The following is a 16,433-nucleotide window of genomic DNA, read 5'->3' as shown; positions in this document are numbered from 1 at the left end:
CTCGGCGGGGAGGAACGCCCCGTGCTCGAGTCGGCCTACTGTTGCTTGGCGTCGTAGTTCAGGCGTGCCTGCTCGACCTTGTCCAGGTTGACGGACCATTCGGCGAGTGTCGCGAACAGTGGTGCCAGGCTGCGCCCCAGGTCGCTGATCTCGTACTCCACCCGGGGTGGGACCTCGGGGTAATAGGTACGCACGACAAGCCCGTCGCGTTCCAGCCGTCGTAGCCGCTGGGTCAGCACCTTGGGCGTGATCGTGGTGATGCGGCGCTCCAGTTCCACGAACCTTTGCCGCCCGTACGCGTTGAGCACCCACAGGATCGGCGTGGTCCACCGGCTGAAGACGATATCGACCACGGGAGTGATCGGGCAGGCCTGCTCCGGAGGGACCTCTGCTGTGTTCTTGATCACGCCACCCTCACTTTCCTATAGGTACCTACTAGCTCTTCGACAGTAGCCTCGCCGAGTCCGGCACAGCACGGAACTCGGGACAGGAGAGCGAACATGATTGTGGTGACGGGAGCTACGGGGAATGTCGGGCGGCCGCTCGTACAGGCCCTCGTCGAAGCGGGCGAGCAAGTGACGGCCGTCTCTCGGAAGGTGAGCGAAGTACCGGCGGGGGTTCGGTGCCACCAGGCCGACCTGGCCGAGCCGGAGAGCCTCAAGCCCGCCCTCCATGGAGCCGAAGCGCTGTTCCTGTTGACCTCCCCCGACTTCATGGCGAACGGCGATCTCAGCGACGTCATGACCGTCGTACGGGAGGTCGGCGCCCGGCGGGTCGTGTTGCTGTCCTCCCAGGGCGTGGGCACGCAACGCCACCCCTCGGTTCTGGAAGACGCCGTCAAGCGGTCGGGGCTGGAATGGACGATGCTGCGGCCGGGCAACTTCAATTCCAACACGCTCCAATGGGCCGATTCCGTCCGCACACAAAGGGTGGTCGCGGCGCCGTTCGGCGCCGTCGCGCTGCCGGCCATCGACCCGGCCGACATCGCCGAAGTCGCCGCCGTCGCACTGCGAGAGCCAGGCCACGGGGGCAACATCTACACGCTGACCGGACCGGTACCGATCTCACCCCGGCAGCAGGCCGCGGCGATCGGGGACGCCCTGGGCGAGCCGGTGCGGTTCGTTGAGCAGAGCCGCGCGGAGGCGCGGAACCAGATGCTGGGATACATGCCCGAGCCGGTCGTGGAGGCCACCCTCGGTGCCCTCGGCGCACCATCCGCCGCCGAGCAGCGCGCCAGCCCCGACGTCGAGCGGCTCCTCGGCCGCCCGCCCCGAGCCTTCGCCGAATGGGCGACACGCAACATCGCGGCGTTCAAATGACCCGCGACACCTGGCCCTATGCCGGATCTCCCGGATATTGAAGTCCATCACATCCCTTGAACCGGGGTGTTGCGAGGACCACGAGATGGAAGATGTGCTGCGGGGACAGGCCTCCGTACTACCCGGAGGCCACCTCGGGCCGCACAGGGCGCACCATCACCGTCAGGACCGGCGCCTCCGGCGAAGACCGCGCAGCGCCCACCGCTCGGTATCCCCACGACACGTAGAGGGTCTGCACCTTCCCTCCCTGGTTCAGCGGGTTCACCATCAAGGACACCTGCGTCTCGAGCCGCCCGGCCAGAAGCTCGTCATGCAGCCTGCGGGCGAGCCCCTGCCTGCGCCACTGCTGGCGGACCATCATCTCTTTCACCGCGACCGTAAAAGCCCCCGTAACGGTCGGCTCGGGCTCCGGGCGGGTGCGGCGCCACCAGCGGTCATCCGCTCCGACGAGCCGGTTGGCGTAAAGGTAGCCGATGGGCTCGCCCGAGTCGTACGCCACCACGGCCTCCCAACCCGGTTCGGCGGCGTGTCGGCGCAGCCGCTCTCCGAACGTCTCGGGGGCGTAGTGCGGTAGGTGGAGCTTGTGCGCCCAGCACTCCTTGTAGATGCCTACCAGGTCATCCCACACGGACTCGGCGTCGCCGATGCGGACGAGGCTCACGCTGCTTTCCACCGCTGCTCCCACGAGTCGTAAAGGGGGCCGGGAGCGACCCGGCGGAGGTCACAGGTGAACGAGTCGAGCATGGCCCGCACCCGAGGGTGCTCCGCGTCGATGGATGCGGCAGTGGCCACGGCGCGCTCCGCCTCCCCCTGCCCGAGCTGGGCGCGGGCCAGGCGGGCGGTCGTGATGGACCGGGAGCGGACGAGATGGGGGCGGAACAAGGTGAGAGAGGCATGGGCGTGCGCCTCGGCTTCGGCCCCCCGGCCGGCGGCCAGGTACGCGGTAGCAGCCAGGCTGTGCACTTCGGCTTCGTCGTAGAAAGCGGTCAACCAAAGGGGTCGCCACTCGCCGGGGTCAGCCCGAAGCATCGCATCCCGGGCACGGCCCAAGGCACGGTCCAGGCCCGCCTTGTCCCGCGCCAGGCCGAGGATCGCGGCGTGCCGAGCATGGCCGAGGGACGCGAACAGCGGGTCGCGGCGGGTGATGGACAGGCGGCGGGCAACGTCCTTGGCGTCCAGGGCATCGGCGGGTCGGCCCAGGTGGCGGTAGAGACTGCCCTTGTGGGACCAGATGCGGAACAGGATGGCCTGGTCGCCGGACTCCTGGGCAAGGCTGGCCGCCCGCTCGTGATGCCGTAGGGCCGCGTCGAAACGACGTCCATCGGTGGCGGCCCACATGGCGCTGGACACACAGGCGGCGGCCGTGGCGTACAGGACGCGCCTGACGCGCTGGGAGCACGAGCCGCGCTGCCGCAGGGCAAGGGCTTCATCCGCCAAGGTCAGGGCAGCGGCCTCAGTCTCCTTGTCCCCGCCCTTCTTGTGGTCGGCGGCGACGAGCTTGGCGAACCGGCCTTGCAGGGCCCGTACGTCGCTCATGCCGACGCGGTAGGGGGTGGCAGTTGCCGGTGCGGCTACAACTGCGCCCAGGACGACTCCTGTGGCGAGGGCTTGGCGGCGGTTCACGTTGTCCTCCCGAGGGGCGACAGGGCAACGGCCCGGCGGGGGAACGAACCCCAAGTCCACCGGTTCCCGGCCCAGTGTCGCTGCGAGGGCGCGGCGTTGGAGTTCGTGGGGCCAGCGGGTTTGGCCGCTCAGCCACCGCCGCACCACCCGGTCACTGATCCGGCCGGGTCTGCCGGTCATCGCCTCGATGGCCTTGTTGACCGCCTCGGCCAGCTTCTCCTGTGTTAATCCAGCATCATCCATGGCCATTTGAAGCGCCTGGTTTCCCATGCCCCCACGGTAGACAGGCGCGCACAGCCCGCCAAGAAACCGGGTCAAGGGCTGACAAAAAAGTCCGGGTGCGTGCGGGCGGGGGGTTTGGCCATGCCCTAAACGCGGTGCGCTCCCGTGCATTTACTGAGTGTTACGCAGCACCCACTCACCAGAAGACCCACGAAATGACCGCGACAATGACCAGGAATCCCCCACCGCTCGCCCACACCGGTACAGGCCATCCGGCCTACTCCCAGTCGCTCCCGTGCACCGAGAGGTCCGTGGGCATCGCACGCCTTTCTGTCGCTGCAACCGTGCGCGCATGGGGGCTGGAGGACCTTGTGGACGACGCCCGCTTGATCGCCTCCGAGCTGGCCACCAATGCCATCCGACACGCCACCCGCTCCATCCCCGATCCCGAGCAGCGCGGCTGCTTCCGCCTCAAGGTCGAACGCCCCGGCGATCACCTGGTCCGCATCTCGACGTTCGACCGGTCCCGCACCGTCCCCCGCGTCAGCCAGGCGAGTGAGACGGCCGAGTCCGGGCGCGGCATGGCTGTGGTGGAAGCCCTCTCCAGCCGGTGGGGCGTCGTCACCAGACCATGGGGCAAAGGCGTATGGGCCGAGTGCGCCACCGCGCCCACCGCCGCCACGATCCACCCACGCACGCCACATCCAATCCACCCGATCGGAGAAGCGATGACCACGTGCACCGCTCCCAGCCACCCCGCCTCCATCCGCCCCTGGGGCCTGCGTCGCCTCGGCCCGTACCCCACATCGGCGCACATGCCGTTCACCACTGTCACCATCGACCCGGACACCCAGACCGGCGTGTTCCGCGACGGCGACGGCCTAGTGGTCGAGATGGGCAAGCACGGCACCAGCTCCGCCACATCGACATCGACCGTGACGAACCTGGACTCCCGCAACGACGCGGGCCACGACCAGGACTCCCAGCAGGACTGACCCCGATGGCCGACACGAGCCCGGTCCTGGTGGTCACGGAACCGCTCGACATCACTGCCGACATGGTGATCACTCACCTCAACGAGCGCGGTGTTCCGGTGGTCCGCTTCAACCCCGCAGACCTCCCGGCCGGGGAGCTGACGGTCTCGGCTCGGTTCGGTGGCCGCCCGGCCTCCTCCCCAGTGGCCGGGCGGTTCCGTACCCCGTCGAGGACCGCCGACTTGGAGCACGTACGAGCGGTGTACTGGCGCCGCCCCGTCTGGCCCGCCTTCGAGCACTTGGATGCGGGCGACGCGCGCTATGCCGCCGCGCAGGTCCGCTACGGGCTCGCGGGCGCCCTCTACGCCCTCGACGGTCCCCTGTGGGTCAACCACCCCGCCCGGATCGCGGCAGCCGACTACAAACCCGCCCAACTCGCCGTAGCCGTACGGTTAGGCCTCACCGTGCCCGCAACCCTGGTCACCAACGACCCTGGCGAGGTAGAACGGTTCATCGCGCACGGGCATGTGATCACCAAGACGCTGCGATGGACCCCGTACGAGCGAGACGGCGTCGGCCTTACGAGCTGGGCCGAGCCGGTCACCGCCGACGAAGTGGACGACACCGTGGCCGTGGCGCCGCACCTGTTCCAGGCCCGTGTGGACAAGGCGGCGGACCTGCGGGTGCTGGTCGTCGGCCGGCGGTCGTTCGCCGTCCGCATCGACTCCAGCCTGTTGGACTGGCGCAAGGACTACTCCGCCCTGTCGTACAGCGTGGTGGACCTGCCGGGTCGGCTGGAGAAGGCGCTGTTCGCCTGCCTCGACCACTTCGGCCTCCCGTCCGGGAGCTTTGATCTCGCCCTCGACCGCGACGGCGAACCCCACTGGCTGGAGCTGAACCCGAACGGCCAATGGGGGTGGCTGGAGGAGAAGACCGGCCTGCCGATGGCCGCCGCCTTCGCTGACCTACTCGATCAAGGAGACAATCCCGATGACGCCCGAGACTGCCCCTGAACGGCGCGCCCTTGCCGCCCGGCTCCAGGAGGCCGGAGTGCTCACCCACCCGAAGTGGCGCGCGACGGTCGAGGCCGTGCCCCGTGAGCTGTTCCTCCAGCCCGGCGTGTTCCTGCCCGTCGACGGCGGGCGCTGGCGGCCCGTGACCGCGCTCGGTACCGACCCGAAGGAATGGGCCGAGATCGCCTACCGCGACGAGTCCCTCGTGACGCAGTTGGACGGGCACCTCACCGCCGACCAGGCCGCCGAGCCCGTCCCCGGCGTGCCTACGTCGTCGTCCACCACGCCCGTGACGGTCGTCGGCATGATCGAGGCCCTGGACGTCGAGGACGGTCACACCGCCCTGGAGATCGGCACCGGCACCGGCTACTCCACCGCCCTGATGTGCCACCGGCTCGGAGAAGACAGCGTCACCACGGTCGAGGTGGACCCGAGCGTGGCTGCCCGTGCCGATGCCGCCCTGGAAGCCGCCGGATACTCCACATGGACGATCATCGGTGACGGGCTCCTCGGCCACCCTCGCCGGGCGCCCTACGACCGCATCATCGCCACGTGCGCGGTGCGCCGCGTCCCCCACACCTGGGTACGCCAGACCAAACCGGGCGGCATCATCCTCACCACCCTCGCCCCCAGTGCGTGGGCGTACGGCACCGGCCTCGCCAAGGTCACCGTGAACGAGGACGGCACGGCCGAGGGGCAGATCATCGGGGAGTCGTCGTTCATGCAGGCCCGCTCCCAGGCCACCGCACCTCTCGCGGGAGACCTGTCGGCGCGTACTGCCTACGCCGACAGCGAGCGCGAGGCGAAGGTGCCGCCGACGCTGCTGGAGGAATGGATGCCCGCCTTCCTCACCCAGCTCGCCGCGCCCGGCGCCCAGCTCGTCCGCGCCGCCCGGGGCGATGGCACCCAGCGGCTCTACGTGTTCGACGCCGACCGTGAATCCTTCGCCGCGTTCATCGAGAACGGCTCCGGCTGGACCGTCCGGCAGGGCGGACCGGTGGCGCTGTGGGACGACATCGAGCAGGCGCTCCTCGCCTGGCAGGACGCCGGATGCCCGGACATCAGCACCGTGCGGCTCCGCGTCACCCCCCGCTCCCACACATACTGGATCGGTGACAAGCCCACGCTGCGCTGGGAACACCGCCTCAGCTGAGCTCAACGCGACGAGCGCCCCGCGGTCGGCTGACCGGGGCCCTCGTCATACACGAACTGCAATACTGGGTACACCGAAGGTCACAAACACAGAACGTGGCCCTGGCCTCGGTCGGCCAACCGCCGACCCGGTTTCACCGCGACCGTGGAAGTCCCCGCAATCGTCGGCTCGAGTTCTGGGCGGGCGATCCGGGCTGATAACCACTACGACACCGAGGCCCGCCGAGCAACATGTCTTCCGGGTTCACGACCAGGCGATCTCACCGGTTCGATCGACGAAGCGCCCGGAGCCGGCGCCGGGCTTTTCGGTTGCGAGGCCGACGATCGCGTCCGTCCCTTCGGTGACGGTCTGGGGGCCGCTGTGGCCATTGAGGTCGGTCGCCGTGTAGCCGGGATCGGCGGCATTGATGCGGATGTCTGTCAGCGCTTTGGCGTATTGGGTGGTCAGCATCGTGAGCGCCGCTTTCGAGGCGCTGTAGAGCGGCGCGATGGCAACAGACTCGACCCGCGACGGGTCGTGGGTGAAGGCGAGCGAGCCCATTCCGCTGCTGACATTGACGATGACCGGGTCTGATGATCGGCGTAGCAGCGGCAGGAACGCGGTGGTCGTTCGGACCACACCGGCGAGGTTGACGTCGAGGACACCGAGGGCGTCGGCACCGGTCAGGGTCCTGGGATCACCGGCGGGGCCGTGGATGCCGGCGTTGTTGATCAGAACGTCGATCGAGCCCTCGTGCTCGGCGACATCCGCGGCCGCGGCGGTGACGGATGCGTCGTCGGTCACGTCGATGGGGACGAACCGCGCGCCGAGCGCGGCGGCGGCTTCCGCGCCCTGTTCGGGGTTGCGGGCTCCGACAAGCACGGTGTGACCGAGTTCGATCAGGCGGCGGGCGGTCTCGCGACCAAGCCCCTTGTTCGCTCCTGTAATGAAGGTGATCGTCATGCATCCAGTGTTCGTCCACCCGTGGCACCCGGCCAGGGACGCCTCAACGGTAGGAACAGCAGTACCACCATCGGCACCACCCTCGATGACCGAGACGCAGGAAGATGGACATCATGACGACGACACCCGGGGCCGGGCTGGGGGCAATGATCCGTACGTGGCGGAATCGGCTGCCCCCGTCGGCCGCGGCGCTGCCGGTGGGCCCGGCACGCCGCGCGGTCGGGCTGCGCCGCGAGGAGCTCGCCGAACTCGCCGGCGTGTCGGTCGACTATGTCGTACGCCTGGAGCAGGGGCGGGCCACGACGCCCTCGGCACAGGTGGTGGCGTCTGTGGCCCGCGCCCTGCAGCTGTCCACCGCTGAGCGGGATCATCTGTACCGGCTGGCCCAGCTCGTCCCGCCGGCGGACGGCGCGATCTCCGGCCACATCCCACCCGGCGTTCACCGCGTGCTCACCCGGCTCGGGGACGTCGCGGTCGCCGTGTTCGCGGCGGACTGGCAGCTGATCTGGTGGAACCGCAGTTGGGCCGCGCTGTTCGGCGATCCCTCGTCGGTGCCGCCGCAGCTGCGCAATTTCGCCCGTGAGAGGTTCCCGGTAGCTACAGGTCCTGTTCGCCTCGGCCTATGGCCTGTGACCGAACTGGACAGGGACGCCACCGACGCCGCCGTCGTGTCCGACCTGCGCCGCGCCACCGGCCGCTTCCCTCACGACACGCGCCTGGCAGAGCTGATTCGCGTATTGAGTGCGGGCAACCAGCGATTCGCCGAACTGTGGGCGAACGGTACGGTGGCCGCTCACCGTGAGGACCATAAGACAATCGAGCACCCCTCGGTGGGGCCGGTCACAGTGGACTGCGATGTGCTGACCGACGGTGATTCCGAGCTCAAGATTGTGGTCATGACTGCCGTGCCCGGCAGCGCGGACGAGACCAAGCTGCAGCTCGCCGCGATCGCCGGCCCTCGGGTCACCACGAACAGTTCGCACACACGCCGGTAGGCGGGATACGAGCCGCCCGACCGGCTGAACCGCAGTAGAGCGGCGAGACAACGCGACGAGGGCCCCGCGGTCTGCTGACCGCGGGGCCCTCGTCGTACATGGGATGAGTGGAGATGGCGGGAATCGAACCCGCGTCCAACGGTGCGGAACCAGGGCTTCTCCGAGCGCAGTCCGCTGTGCTTTTCTCAGCCCCGGAGATCACGCGGACAAGTCTCCGACGGGCTCAGCCACTGTTTGATTTCCCACCAGGCCCCGTGGCCGGACCTAGTGGTTTAGTCCCCTAGCTGATGCCAGGATCCGGGTCGGGAACAGCCCCGGGCTGACACTTCGCAAGTCGCTACTTAGGCAGCGAGGGCGAAGGAATCGCGCTTGGTGTTGGCGATTATAGGTTTCGGCATATGGTTAACGAGATCATTGCCGCTTCCTCGGCTCGCTTCCCCTGCTTCGACAGCCGCTGTCGAAACCGATCATCCCCATGTGTTTTTTTCAAGGTGTTGCCGCACTCCTCTACCGGGGGTGCAGCCTCATCGTACGCGAACAACGCACGACCATGCCAGCGTATTCCCCCCGGTCAGGCCCGCTGCCGCCGCCGCGCCGCGGAGATCGCCCGGTCGGACTCGCGCCGGTCCTGCTTCTCCCGTAGGGTCTGCCGCTTGTCGTACTCCTTCTTGCCCCTGGCCAGGGCGATCTCGACCTTGGCCCGGCCGTCCTTGAAGTACAGCGCCAGCGGGACCAGGGTGTGCCCGCTCTCCTGGGTCTTCACGATCAGCTTGTCGATCTCCGCGCGGTGGAGCAGCAGCTTGCGCTTGCGGCGGGCCGCGTGGTTGGTCCACGTGCCCTGGCTGTACTCCGGAATGTGCACGTTGTGCAGCCACGCCTCGCCGCCGTCGAGCTGCGCGAAGCCGTCCACCAGCGAGGCCCGACCCTGCCGCAGCGACTTGACCTCGGTGCCGGTCAGCATCAGGCCGGCCTCGTAGGTGTCAAGGATGTGGTAGTCGTGCCGCGCCTTCTTGTTCTGCGCGATCAGCTTGCGCCCCGTCTCTTTAGCCATAGCGCTGTCATTCTCGCACTATGACCCGCCCCCGAGGCCACTCAATACTGTCCGCGCGCGCGTTTCGGCGCTCTTCTCGTCGTCGCCGCGGACGGACAGGTCGGGGGTGATCCCCTTGCCGTCGACGCCGCGCCCGGTGGGGGTGCGGTAGTGGCCGACGGTGAGCTCGGCGACCGAGCCGTCGGGGAGCTCGCTGGGCATCTGTACGGAGCCCTTGCCGAAGGTCCGGGAGCCGACGACCACGGCGCGGCGGCGGTCCTGGAGCGCGCCGGTGAGCAGCTCGGCGGCGCTCATGGTGCCGCCGTCGACGAGGACGACGAGGGGGGAGCCGGTGTCGCCGCCCCGCCGGGCCTCCAGCACCCGCTGCTCCCCCCGTACGTCGTAGGTGGCGACCAGCCCGCCGTCGAGGAAGGAGGAGGCGGTGGTGACGGCCTCGGAGACCAGGCCGCCGGAGTTGCCGCGCAGGTCGAGCAGGATCCCCTCGCCCTCGGGGATGGCCCGCACCGCGCGACGGACCTGATCGCCCGCGCCCCTGGTGAAGGCCTCGACCTTGATCCGGACGGCGGCGGGACGCTGATCGGCGAGGCGGTCGACGGTCACCGGCTCGGTGGCCAGCCGCGCCCGCCGCAGCGTCTGCTGCCAGCCGCGCTCGCCGCGCTGCAACCCGACCTCGACCCGGCTGCCCACGGCCTCGCCCGCGCCGCCGCGCAGCCAGGACACCACCTCGGTGACCGGGCGGCCGGTCGCCGGCCGGCCGTCGACGGTGCGCAGCCGGTCACCGGCCCGGATGCCGACCTTCTGGGCGGGGCTGCCGGGCTGGACGCGGTCCACCACGATCCGGCCGGCGGGGCCCAGGCGGGCGGAGATCCCCACGCCCACGTACTCGCCGTCCAGATTGCGGCGGAAGCCCTCGTACTCGCGGGCGCTGTAGACCGCGCCCCATCGGTCCCCGCTGCGGCTGACCACCTCCCTGGCGGCCTTGGAGCCGGACTTGCCGTCCTCCTCGGCCTCCGCCGCGGCCGCCTTGACCTCGTCGCTCTCGACGGTGCTCGACACGGAGCGGGACGGTATCCGGGCGGCGGCCGGGTCCCGGCCGTCCTCGGCCTCGGCACCCCAGGAGCCGACGGCGGCCCCCGTGGCCAGCACGCTCACGAAGACCACCGTCAGGGTGGCCCCACGGCGAATGCGGCGGGGCCGGACGAACAAACACGGGCCCGACATGCCGGTGAGTGTAGGGCAACACGGGGCGCCGTACCGGCGGTTGTGAGGTACGGCGCCCTGGACGAATGTCACACCTTGAGGTACTTGCGGAGCGCGAAGAACGCCGCGAGGGCGGGCATCAGCAGCCCGATCGCCAGCACCAGCGGCAGCTTGGCCAGCACCGCGTCCCAGCCGATGAAGTTGATCACGTCGATCCGGTTCACCAGCCAGTTGTTGACCAGGAAGTACTGTCCGCTCACCAGCAGCACACAGGCGAAGCCCGCGCCCAGCAGGCCCGCGATGGCGGCCTCCATGATGAACGGCATCTGGATATAGAAGCTGGACGCGCCGACCAGCCGCATGATCCCGGTCTCCCGGCGGCGGGAGAACGCCGACACCCGCACCGTGTTGACGATCAGCATCAGCGCGACGATCAGCATGAGCGACATCACCCCCAGCGCCGCGTAGTTCATGCCGTTGAGGAGGTTGAAGAGGTCGTCGACCAGCTCCTTCTGGTCCTGGACCTCCTGCACTCCGGGGCGGCCGGCGAAGGCGGTGGAGATCACCTTGTACTTCTCGGGGTCCTTGAGCTTGATCCGGAAGGACTCCTGCATCTGGTCCGGGGTCAGCGAGTCGGCCAGCGGCGAGTCGCCGAACTGCTCCTTGTAGTGCTTGTACGCCTGCTCCGCGGTCTCGAACTGGACGCTCTCGACAATGTTCATCTGCTTGAGCTCGGAGCGGATCTCGTTCTTCTGCGCGTCGGTGACGGCGCCCTTCGAGCAGTTGGGCGAGGTCTCCTTGTCCTGCTTGTTGCACAGGAAGATGGAGACGTTGACCTTGTCGTACCAGTAACCCTTCATCGTGCTCACCTGCTCGCGCATGAGCAGGGACCCGCCGAACAGGGCGAGCGAGAGCGCGACGGAGACGATCACCGCGAAGGTCATGGTCAGATTGCGGCGGAGACCGACGCCGATCTCCGACAGGACGAACTGGGCGCGCATGGCGTCCTTTCAGTGCTGGTAGCCGTAAACGCCGCGGGACTGGTCGCGCACGAGACGGCCCTTTTCAAGTTCGATCACGCGCTTGCGCATCTGGTCGACGATCTGCTGATCGTGCGTGGCCATCACGACCGTGGTCCCGGTCCGGTTGATCCGGTCCAGCAGCTTCATGATGCCGACGGAGGTCTGCGGGTCCAGGTTTCCGGTCGGCTCGTCGGCGATCAGCAGCATCGGCCGGTTGACGAACGCGCGGGCGATCGCGACCCGCTGCTGCTCACCGCCGGAGAGCTCGCCGGGCATACGGTCCTGTTTTCCGCCCAGTCCCACCAGGTCCAGCACTTCGGGGACGGTTTTACGGATGGCGACGCGGGGCTTGCCGATCACCTCCAGCGCGAAGGCCACATTCTCCCCCACCGTCTTGTTGGGGAGCAGCCGGAAGTCCTGGAAAACCGTGCCCAGCTGGCGGCGCATCTGCGGCACCTTCCAGTTGGACAGCCGCGCCAGGTCCTTGCCCAGCACATGGACCGCGCCATGGCTGGCGCGCTCCTCGCGCAGCAACAGGCGCAGAAAGGTGGATTTGCCCGACCCCGAGGAGCCCACCAAAAAGACGAACTCCCCCTTCTCGATCTCGAGAGAGACATCCCGGAGTGCGGGACGGTTCTGCTTGGGGTAGGTCTTGGTTACGTTGTCGAATCGGATCACTGAAGCACCACGGTCGACCTGGGTAGGGGTACGGGTGGCCGCGCGGCGGCTCCCGTCGGTGAGCGTGACCATACGCGAACCGCGCGCGAGCTTGCAGTCGCCGTTCGGGGGTTGGTGCGCTTATTCACGGCACTATTGGGGGCAAACGGTTGACAACCCTCCCGCTGGGCTGTCCGAAACAGCTACGGAACCGGTACGGATGCGGTGCGGAATCGTGCGGGGCGCGCCGAACCGGGCGGAAGCTGGCACAGTGGAAGGGGAACCAACACATTTCCCAGAGCGTTGGCCCCATGTCTACTGCGGCATCGCCGCGCGGGAGGAGAAGAGCGCATGACGTATGACAGGCTTGTCTGCGCCAGCTGCGCGAGCCCCGTCAGCGAGGGCCGCTGCCCGGTCTGCCGGGCCAACAGGGAGCGTCTGCAGCAGGCCGGCGGATTCGGCGGGCTGACGCCGGCCGCCCTGATAGCGCTGCTGGTGACGCTGATCGCCGTGGCCCTGCTCGCCCACCAGGTCGCCACGGTGTAACTGACTGTAGCGGCTCGGGTGCGCTAGGCACCCTCACGGCTGAGCGCGGTGCGTTTCAGAGGTGCGTTTTCAGCTGTGTGTTTTCAGCTGTGTGTTTGACCTAACACGTACGAGGGGCCCGGAGTGACGCCGCACTCCGGGCCCCTTCGCGTCGCTGCGCCGCACCCGGTCCGGCCGGGTGCGCGATCAGGCCGCGGTCTTGCGGTTGACCAGACGCGGCATGAGGCGGAAGCCGATGCCGCCCGCGATCATCGTCGCGGCGCCGACCAGCAGGAAGGTGGTCTCGGAGGCACCGGTCTCGGCCAGCTCCTCCTTCTTGGCCAGCTCCTCCTTGGGCTTGCTCTGCTCGACCGGCTTGGCGCCGGCGCTGTCGGTGTCGGTGTTGTCCTCGCAGGCGGTGCCGTCGAGCTCCACCGTGCAGGTGTTGGAGTCGTCGCTGCCGCCGCCACCGCCGGTGCCGGGCGACTTGGTCGGCTCGGCGGTCGGCTTGCCGGTGGGCTTGCCGGTGGGCTTGCCCGTCGGCTCGCCGGTCGGCGGCTTCGTCGGGTCGCCGGTCGGCGGGTTCGTCGTGGGCGGGTTGGTGGTGGGGTCGTCCGTCGGCGGGTTGGTGGTCGGCGGGTCCGTCGGCTCGTCCGTCGGAGTCGGGTCGCCCGTCGGGATCACCGTCGGGTCGTCGGTCGGGTTCTTGACACCGACGCCGATGTCCACGCCCTTGTCGTCCGCGTTGACCGAAGCCTCCACGCCGCCGATGCCGACGTCGATGCCTACGGCCGATGCGGCGCCCGCCGCCGTCAGCGACGCGCCGGCGGCTATCACGGCGCCGGCCGCGATCCGCGCGACGCGGAGCCGCGTCTTCTTCGTCATCTGCCTGCTACCCCCAGTAGCTGTACTCGTCAATGGAGCAGCTATGCACGGAGCAACGATCTGCGGGGAGTTCTGATCCGCGGGACCGGCCACACAAGGCGGTCCGCTAGCCCCGTTCACACGCGCCCCAGTCATACGCATGCCGCGCGTCAGCTTTCCCATTTTTCATATGACCGTCAAGGTCATTGCGCACGACATGTCCGCTATGGAGGTGGTTGGCGGATGCATGGGTACAGGACTGTGACCAACTGGCGTTACTTCTGCTGCTCCTGCTGCTTACGCCAGCGGATCCCCGCCTCCAGGAAACCGTCCAGCTCGCCGTCGAGCACCGCCTGGGGGTTGCCGACCTCGAACTCCGTCCGCAGGTCCTTGACCATCTGGTACGGGTGCAGGACGTACGAACGCATCTGGTTGCCCCAGGAGTTTCCGCCGTCGCCCTTGAGCGCGTCCATCTTGGCCTGCTCCTCCTGGCGGCGCCGCTCGAGCAGCTTGGCCTGGAGGACGTTCATCGCGGACGCCTTGTTCTGGATCTGCGAGCGCTCGTTCTGGCAGGAGACCACGATGCCGGTCGGGATGTGGGTCAAGCGCACCGCGGAGTCGGTGGTGTTGACACCCTGGCCACCGGGGCCCGAGGAGCGGTAGACGTCGATGCGCAGCTCGGACTCGTCGATCTCGATGTGGTCGGTCTTCTCGACGACGGGCAGCACCTCGACGCCCGCGAAGGACGTCTGGCGGCGGCCCTGGTTGTCGAACGGCGAGATGCGCACCAGGCGGTGGGTGCCCTGCTCGACGGAGAGGGTGCCGTACGCGTACGGGATCTGGACGGCGAAGGTGGTCGACTTGATGCCGGCCTCTTCCGCGTACGAGGTGTCGTACACCTCGGTCTTGTAGCCATGGCGCTCGGCCCAGCGCAGATACATCCGCTGGAGCTGCTCGGCGAAGTCGGCGGCGTCCACGCCACCGGCCTCGGCGCGGATGTTCACGAGCGCCTCGCGGGAGTCGTACTCGCCGGACAGGAGGGTACGCACCTCCATCTCGTCGACCGCCTTGCGCACCGACTCCAGCTCGGCCTCGGCCTCGGCACGCGTGTCGGCGTCGTCCTCGGCTTCAGCGAGCTCGAAGAGCACTTCGAGGTCGTCGATGCGGCCGCGGAGCTCCTCCGCCTTGCGCAGCTGCCCCTGCAGATAGGAGAGCCGACTGGTGATCTTCTGCGCGCTCTCCGGGTCGTCCCAGAGGGAGGGGGCCGCCGCCTGCTCCTCGAGCACGGCGATGTCGGCCCTCATCTTGTCGAGGTCCAGGACGACCTCGATCGACCCCATGGTCGAGGAGAGGGACTTCAGCTCTTCGGATACATCGACGACTGCCACGGCACCAGCGTAACCGGCCGGACGGGCGACCGGGCGCACGGGCGACCGGCGCCCCTTTTCAGGGGGCGCCGGGGTCCGCGGGGGCCGAGTGTTCGCCGCCCTTCGGCGTCTCACCGCCGTCGTCGTCGCCGCCCGACGCGAGCCAGCCGCCGATCCCCACCGCGGCCAGCAGCGCGCCCGCGACCACCGCGAGCCTGACCCGGCGGCGGCGCACCGCTTCCGAGACCGGCCGGTTGCGGGCCGAGCCCGCGCGGCGCTGGCCGCTGACCCGGGGGGCGCGCGCGGTGCCGTGCGGGCCCCCGGCCAGCTCGTCCGCGCTGGGCACCCGCATGCTGGTGTGCGTCTCCCGGCTGGAGTCGGGCACCGCCCCGGGCACCAGCGGCACCGCACCGCGGCGCCGCGGCTGCTCCTCGGCGGCCGGGGCGCGGCGCGGCGCCGGCGCCTCGTCGTACCGGCCCTCCGGCTCGGCCCCGGGTTCGTCGGGCTCGTCGATGTCCAGGGGCGGGTAGCCGGCCAGCGACGGCAGCAGCTCGCGCAGCCGCGCCGCCAGCTCGGAGGCGCGCAGCCGGGAGGCGGGCGCCTTGGCGAGGCACTGGAGCAGCAGCTGCCACAGCTCGTCGGGGATGCCGGGCAGCGGCGCGACGGTCTCCGTCACATGGCGGCGCAGGATCGCGCCGGGGTGGCCGCCGCCGAAGGGGGTGAAGCCCGCCAGGAGCTCGTACAGGACCGTGGCGAGGGCGTACACATCCACGCTCGCCCGCGGCGGCAGCCCCTCGACGATCTCGGGAGCGAGGTAGTCCGGGGTGCCGATGACGCTGCGCGGGTTCTGGACCCGCCCCTGGGCGTTGGACTGCGGGCGCGCCCGGCGCGGCGCGTCCACGAGGCGGGCCACGCCGAAGTCGGTGAGCAGGGCCGGGTGGGAGCCGCCGGGGCCCAGTGGGCCCTGCATGTCCAGCAGGACGTTCTCCGGCTTGACGTCGCGGTGCACGATCCCGGCCGCGTGGGCCGCGGCCAGGGCGTCGGCGATGTCCGTGGCGATGGCGACCGCCGCCTCGGGGGCCAGCCGCCGCTCGCGGTCGAGTCGGGTGCGCAGATCCGTGCCGCGCACCAGGTCCATGACCAGGGCCAGGTCGTTTCCGTCGACCACGAGGTCGCGCACGCCGACCACCCGGGGGTGGTCCAGGCTCAGCAGCGCGGTGCGCTCCTGTACGAAGCGGCCGACGAGCTCCTGGTCGGAGGAGAGCTCCTCGTGCAGGAGCTTGATGGCGACCGGGCCCTCGGGGCCCTCGCCCAGCCACACCGTGCCGGCACTGCCGCGGCCCAGGACCTGGTTGGCGGTGTACCGGCTGCCGATCTTCCGTGACAAGACTGCTCCGACTCCTCCGACAGGGGCGCGTTGGCGACAAAGCTACGCGGCTACCGGCGCGTTGGGGGCCACGGACAGCGTCAACTGTCGCTTCTGCGCGGAAAACACCCTTCAGATGT

17 protein-coding genes and 1 other RNA gene are annotated in these 16,433 nt (G+C 69.4%); 6 read left to right on the top strand and 12 right to left on the bottom strand.

Features of this window, described 5'->3' with window-relative positions:
• Positions 1 to 35: 35 nt before the first annotated feature.
• Positions 36 to 407, bottom strand: coding sequence for a winged helix-turn-helix transcriptional regulator (locus ACWY4P_RS32660; protein WP_456204120.1), 372 nt, complete (start codon positions 405 to 407; stop codon positions 36 to 38).
• A 93-nt stretch (positions 408 to 500) separates the two neighbouring features.
• On the opposite strand from ACWY4P_RS32660, the gene ACWY4P_RS32655 reads away from it, so the two are divergent.
• Positions 501 to 1,319, top strand: coding sequence for an NAD(P)H-binding protein (locus tag ACWY4P_RS32655; protein WP_456204119.1), 819 nt, complete (start codon positions 501 to 503; stop codon positions 1,317 to 1,319).
• Positions 1,320 to 1,437: 118 nt separating this feature from the next.
• Here the strand turns inward: ACWY4P_RS32655 and ACWY4P_RS32650 are convergent, their stop codons facing one another.
• Both ACWY4P_RS32650 and ACWY4P_RS32645 read right to left on the bottom strand, forming a co-directional pair.
• Positions 1,438 to 1,980 (bottom strand): N-acetyltransferase family protein, encoded by a 543-nt coding sequence (locus ACWY4P_RS32650; RefSeq protein WP_456204117.1) that lies wholly within the window; start codon positions 1,978 to 1,980, stop codon positions 1,438 to 1,440.
• Positions 1,977 to 2,942: a hypothetical protein gene (locus ACWY4P_RS32645; RefSeq protein WP_456204116.1), complete on the bottom strand. Its 966-nt coding sequence runs from the start codon at positions 2,940 to 2,942 to the stop codon at positions 1,977 to 1,979. Before ACWY4P_RS32645 ends, ACWY4P_RS32650 begins: the two co-directional genes overlap by 4 nt.
• A gap of 437 nt (positions 2,943 to 3,379) precedes the next feature.
• Here ACWY4P_RS32645 and tgmA point away from each other — a divergent pair, with 437 nt between their 5' ends.
• The 3 genes from tgmA to tgmC are packed head-to-tail and all read left to right on the top strand — an operon-like array spanning position 3,380 to position 6,304.
• Positions 3,380 to 4,159, top strand: a complete 780-nt coding sequence (tgmA, locus tag ACWY4P_RS32640) for a putative ATP-grasp-modified RiPP (protein WP_456204115.1) — start codon at positions 3,380 to 3,382, stop codon at positions 4,157 to 4,159.
• Between the two features lie 5 nt (positions 4,160 to 4,164).
• A complete protein-coding gene (gene tgmB, locus ACWY4P_RS32635) occupies positions 4,165 to 5,151 on the top strand; it encodes an ATP-grasp ribosomal peptide maturase (RefSeq protein WP_456204114.1) in 987 nt (328 codons plus the stop codon).
• On the top strand, positions 5,129 to 6,304 hold the full coding sequence (gene tgmC / locus ACWY4P_RS32630; RefSeq protein ID WP_456204113.1) for an ATP-grasp peptide maturase system methyltransferase: 1,176 nt from the start codon (positions 5,129 to 5,131) through the stop codon (positions 6,302 to 6,304). The genes tgmB and tgmC overlap by 23 nt, the downstream gene beginning before the upstream one ends.
• A 243-nt stretch (positions 6,305 to 6,547) precedes the next feature.
• Here the strand turns inward: tgmC and ACWY4P_RS32625 are convergent, their stop codons facing one another.
• Positions 6,548 to 7,246: an SDR family NAD(P)-dependent oxidoreductase gene (locus ACWY4P_RS32625; RefSeq protein ID WP_456204112.1), complete on the bottom strand. Its 699-nt coding sequence runs from the start codon at positions 7,244 to 7,246 to the stop codon at positions 6,548 to 6,550.
• A gap of 104 nt (positions 7,247 to 7,350) precedes the next feature.
• Here ACWY4P_RS32625 and ACWY4P_RS32620 point away from each other — a divergent pair, with 104 nt between their 5' ends.
• Complete coding sequence (locus ACWY4P_RS32620; RefSeq protein WP_456204111.1) at positions 7,351 to 8,241, top strand: helix-turn-helix transcriptional regulator; 891 nt, start codon at positions 7,351 to 7,353, stop codon at positions 8,239 to 8,241.
• A gap of 105 nt (positions 8,242 to 8,346) precedes the next feature.
• Here ACWY4P_RS32620 and ssrA read toward each other — a convergent pair.
• The 5 genes from ssrA to ftsE all read right to left on the bottom strand — a co-directional run bounded on the left by ssrA (position 8,347) and on the right by ftsE (position 12,192).
• Positions 8,347 to 8,716, bottom strand: a transfer-messenger RNA (tmRNA) gene (gene ssrA / locus ACWY4P_RS32615).
• A gap of 96 nt (positions 8,717 to 8,812) precedes the next feature.
• The gene (smpB, locus tag ACWY4P_RS32610) at positions 8,813 to 9,292 is read right to left on the bottom strand and encodes an SsrA-binding protein SmpB (RefSeq protein ID WP_456204109.1); all 480 of its coding nucleotides are present in this window, start codon (positions 9,290 to 9,292) and stop codon (positions 8,813 to 8,815) included.
• An 18-nt stretch (positions 9,293 to 9,310) separates the two neighbouring features.
• Positions 9,311 to 10,513: a S41 family peptidase gene (locus tag ACWY4P_RS32605; RefSeq protein ID WP_456204108.1), complete on the bottom strand. Its 1,203-nt coding sequence runs from the start codon at positions 10,511 to 10,513 to the stop codon at positions 9,311 to 9,313.
• A 68-nt stretch (positions 10,514 to 10,581) separates the two neighbouring features.
• Complete coding sequence (gene ftsX, locus ACWY4P_RS32600) at positions 10,582 to 11,493, bottom strand: permease-like cell division protein FtsX (protein ID WP_456204107.1); 912 nt, start codon at positions 11,491 to 11,493, stop codon at positions 10,582 to 10,584.
• A 9-nt stretch (positions 11,494 to 11,502) separates the two neighbouring features.
• A complete protein-coding gene (gene ftsE, locus ACWY4P_RS32595; protein WP_456213140.1) occupies positions 11,503 to 12,192 on the bottom strand; it encodes a cell division ATP-binding protein FtsE in 690 nt (229 codons plus the stop codon).
• Between the two features lie 330 nt (positions 12,193 to 12,522).
• Between ftsE and ACWY4P_RS32590 the strand changes: the two genes are divergently transcribed.
• The gene (locus ACWY4P_RS32590; protein WP_456204106.1) at positions 12,523 to 12,717 is read left to right on the top strand and encodes a hypothetical protein; all 195 of its coding nucleotides are present in this window, start codon (positions 12,523 to 12,525) and stop codon (positions 12,715 to 12,717) included.
• Between the two features lie 186 nt (positions 12,718 to 12,903).
• Here the strand turns inward: ACWY4P_RS32590 and ACWY4P_RS32585 are convergent, their stop codons facing one another.
• The 3 genes from ACWY4P_RS32585 to ACWY4P_RS32575 all read right to left on the bottom strand — a co-directional run bounded on the left by ACWY4P_RS32585 (position 12,904) and on the right by ACWY4P_RS32575 (position 16,314).
• Positions 12,904 to 13,581, bottom strand: coding sequence for a hypothetical protein (locus ACWY4P_RS32585; protein WP_456204104.1), 678 nt, complete (start codon positions 13,579 to 13,581; stop codon positions 12,904 to 12,906).
• Positions 13,582 to 13,835: 254 nt separating this feature from the next.
• A complete protein-coding gene (prfB, locus tag ACWY4P_RS32580) occupies positions 13,836 to 14,948 on the bottom strand; it encodes a peptide chain release factor 2 (protein WP_456204102.1) in 1,113 nt (370 codons plus the stop codon).
• Between the two features lie 58 nt (positions 14,949 to 15,006).
• Positions 15,007 to 16,314: a serine/threonine-protein kinase gene (locus ACWY4P_RS32575; protein WP_456204101.1), complete on the bottom strand. Its 1,308-nt coding sequence runs from the start codon at positions 16,312 to 16,314 to the stop codon at positions 15,007 to 15,009.
• Between the last annotated feature and the right edge of the window lie 119 nt (positions 16,315 to 16,433).

It is taken from the genome of Streptomyces sp. LZ34 (assembly GCF_053890475.1).
The sequence above is the reverse complement of the archived record's forward strand: the minus strand, read 5'-3'. Positions and strand labels throughout refer to the sequence as shown.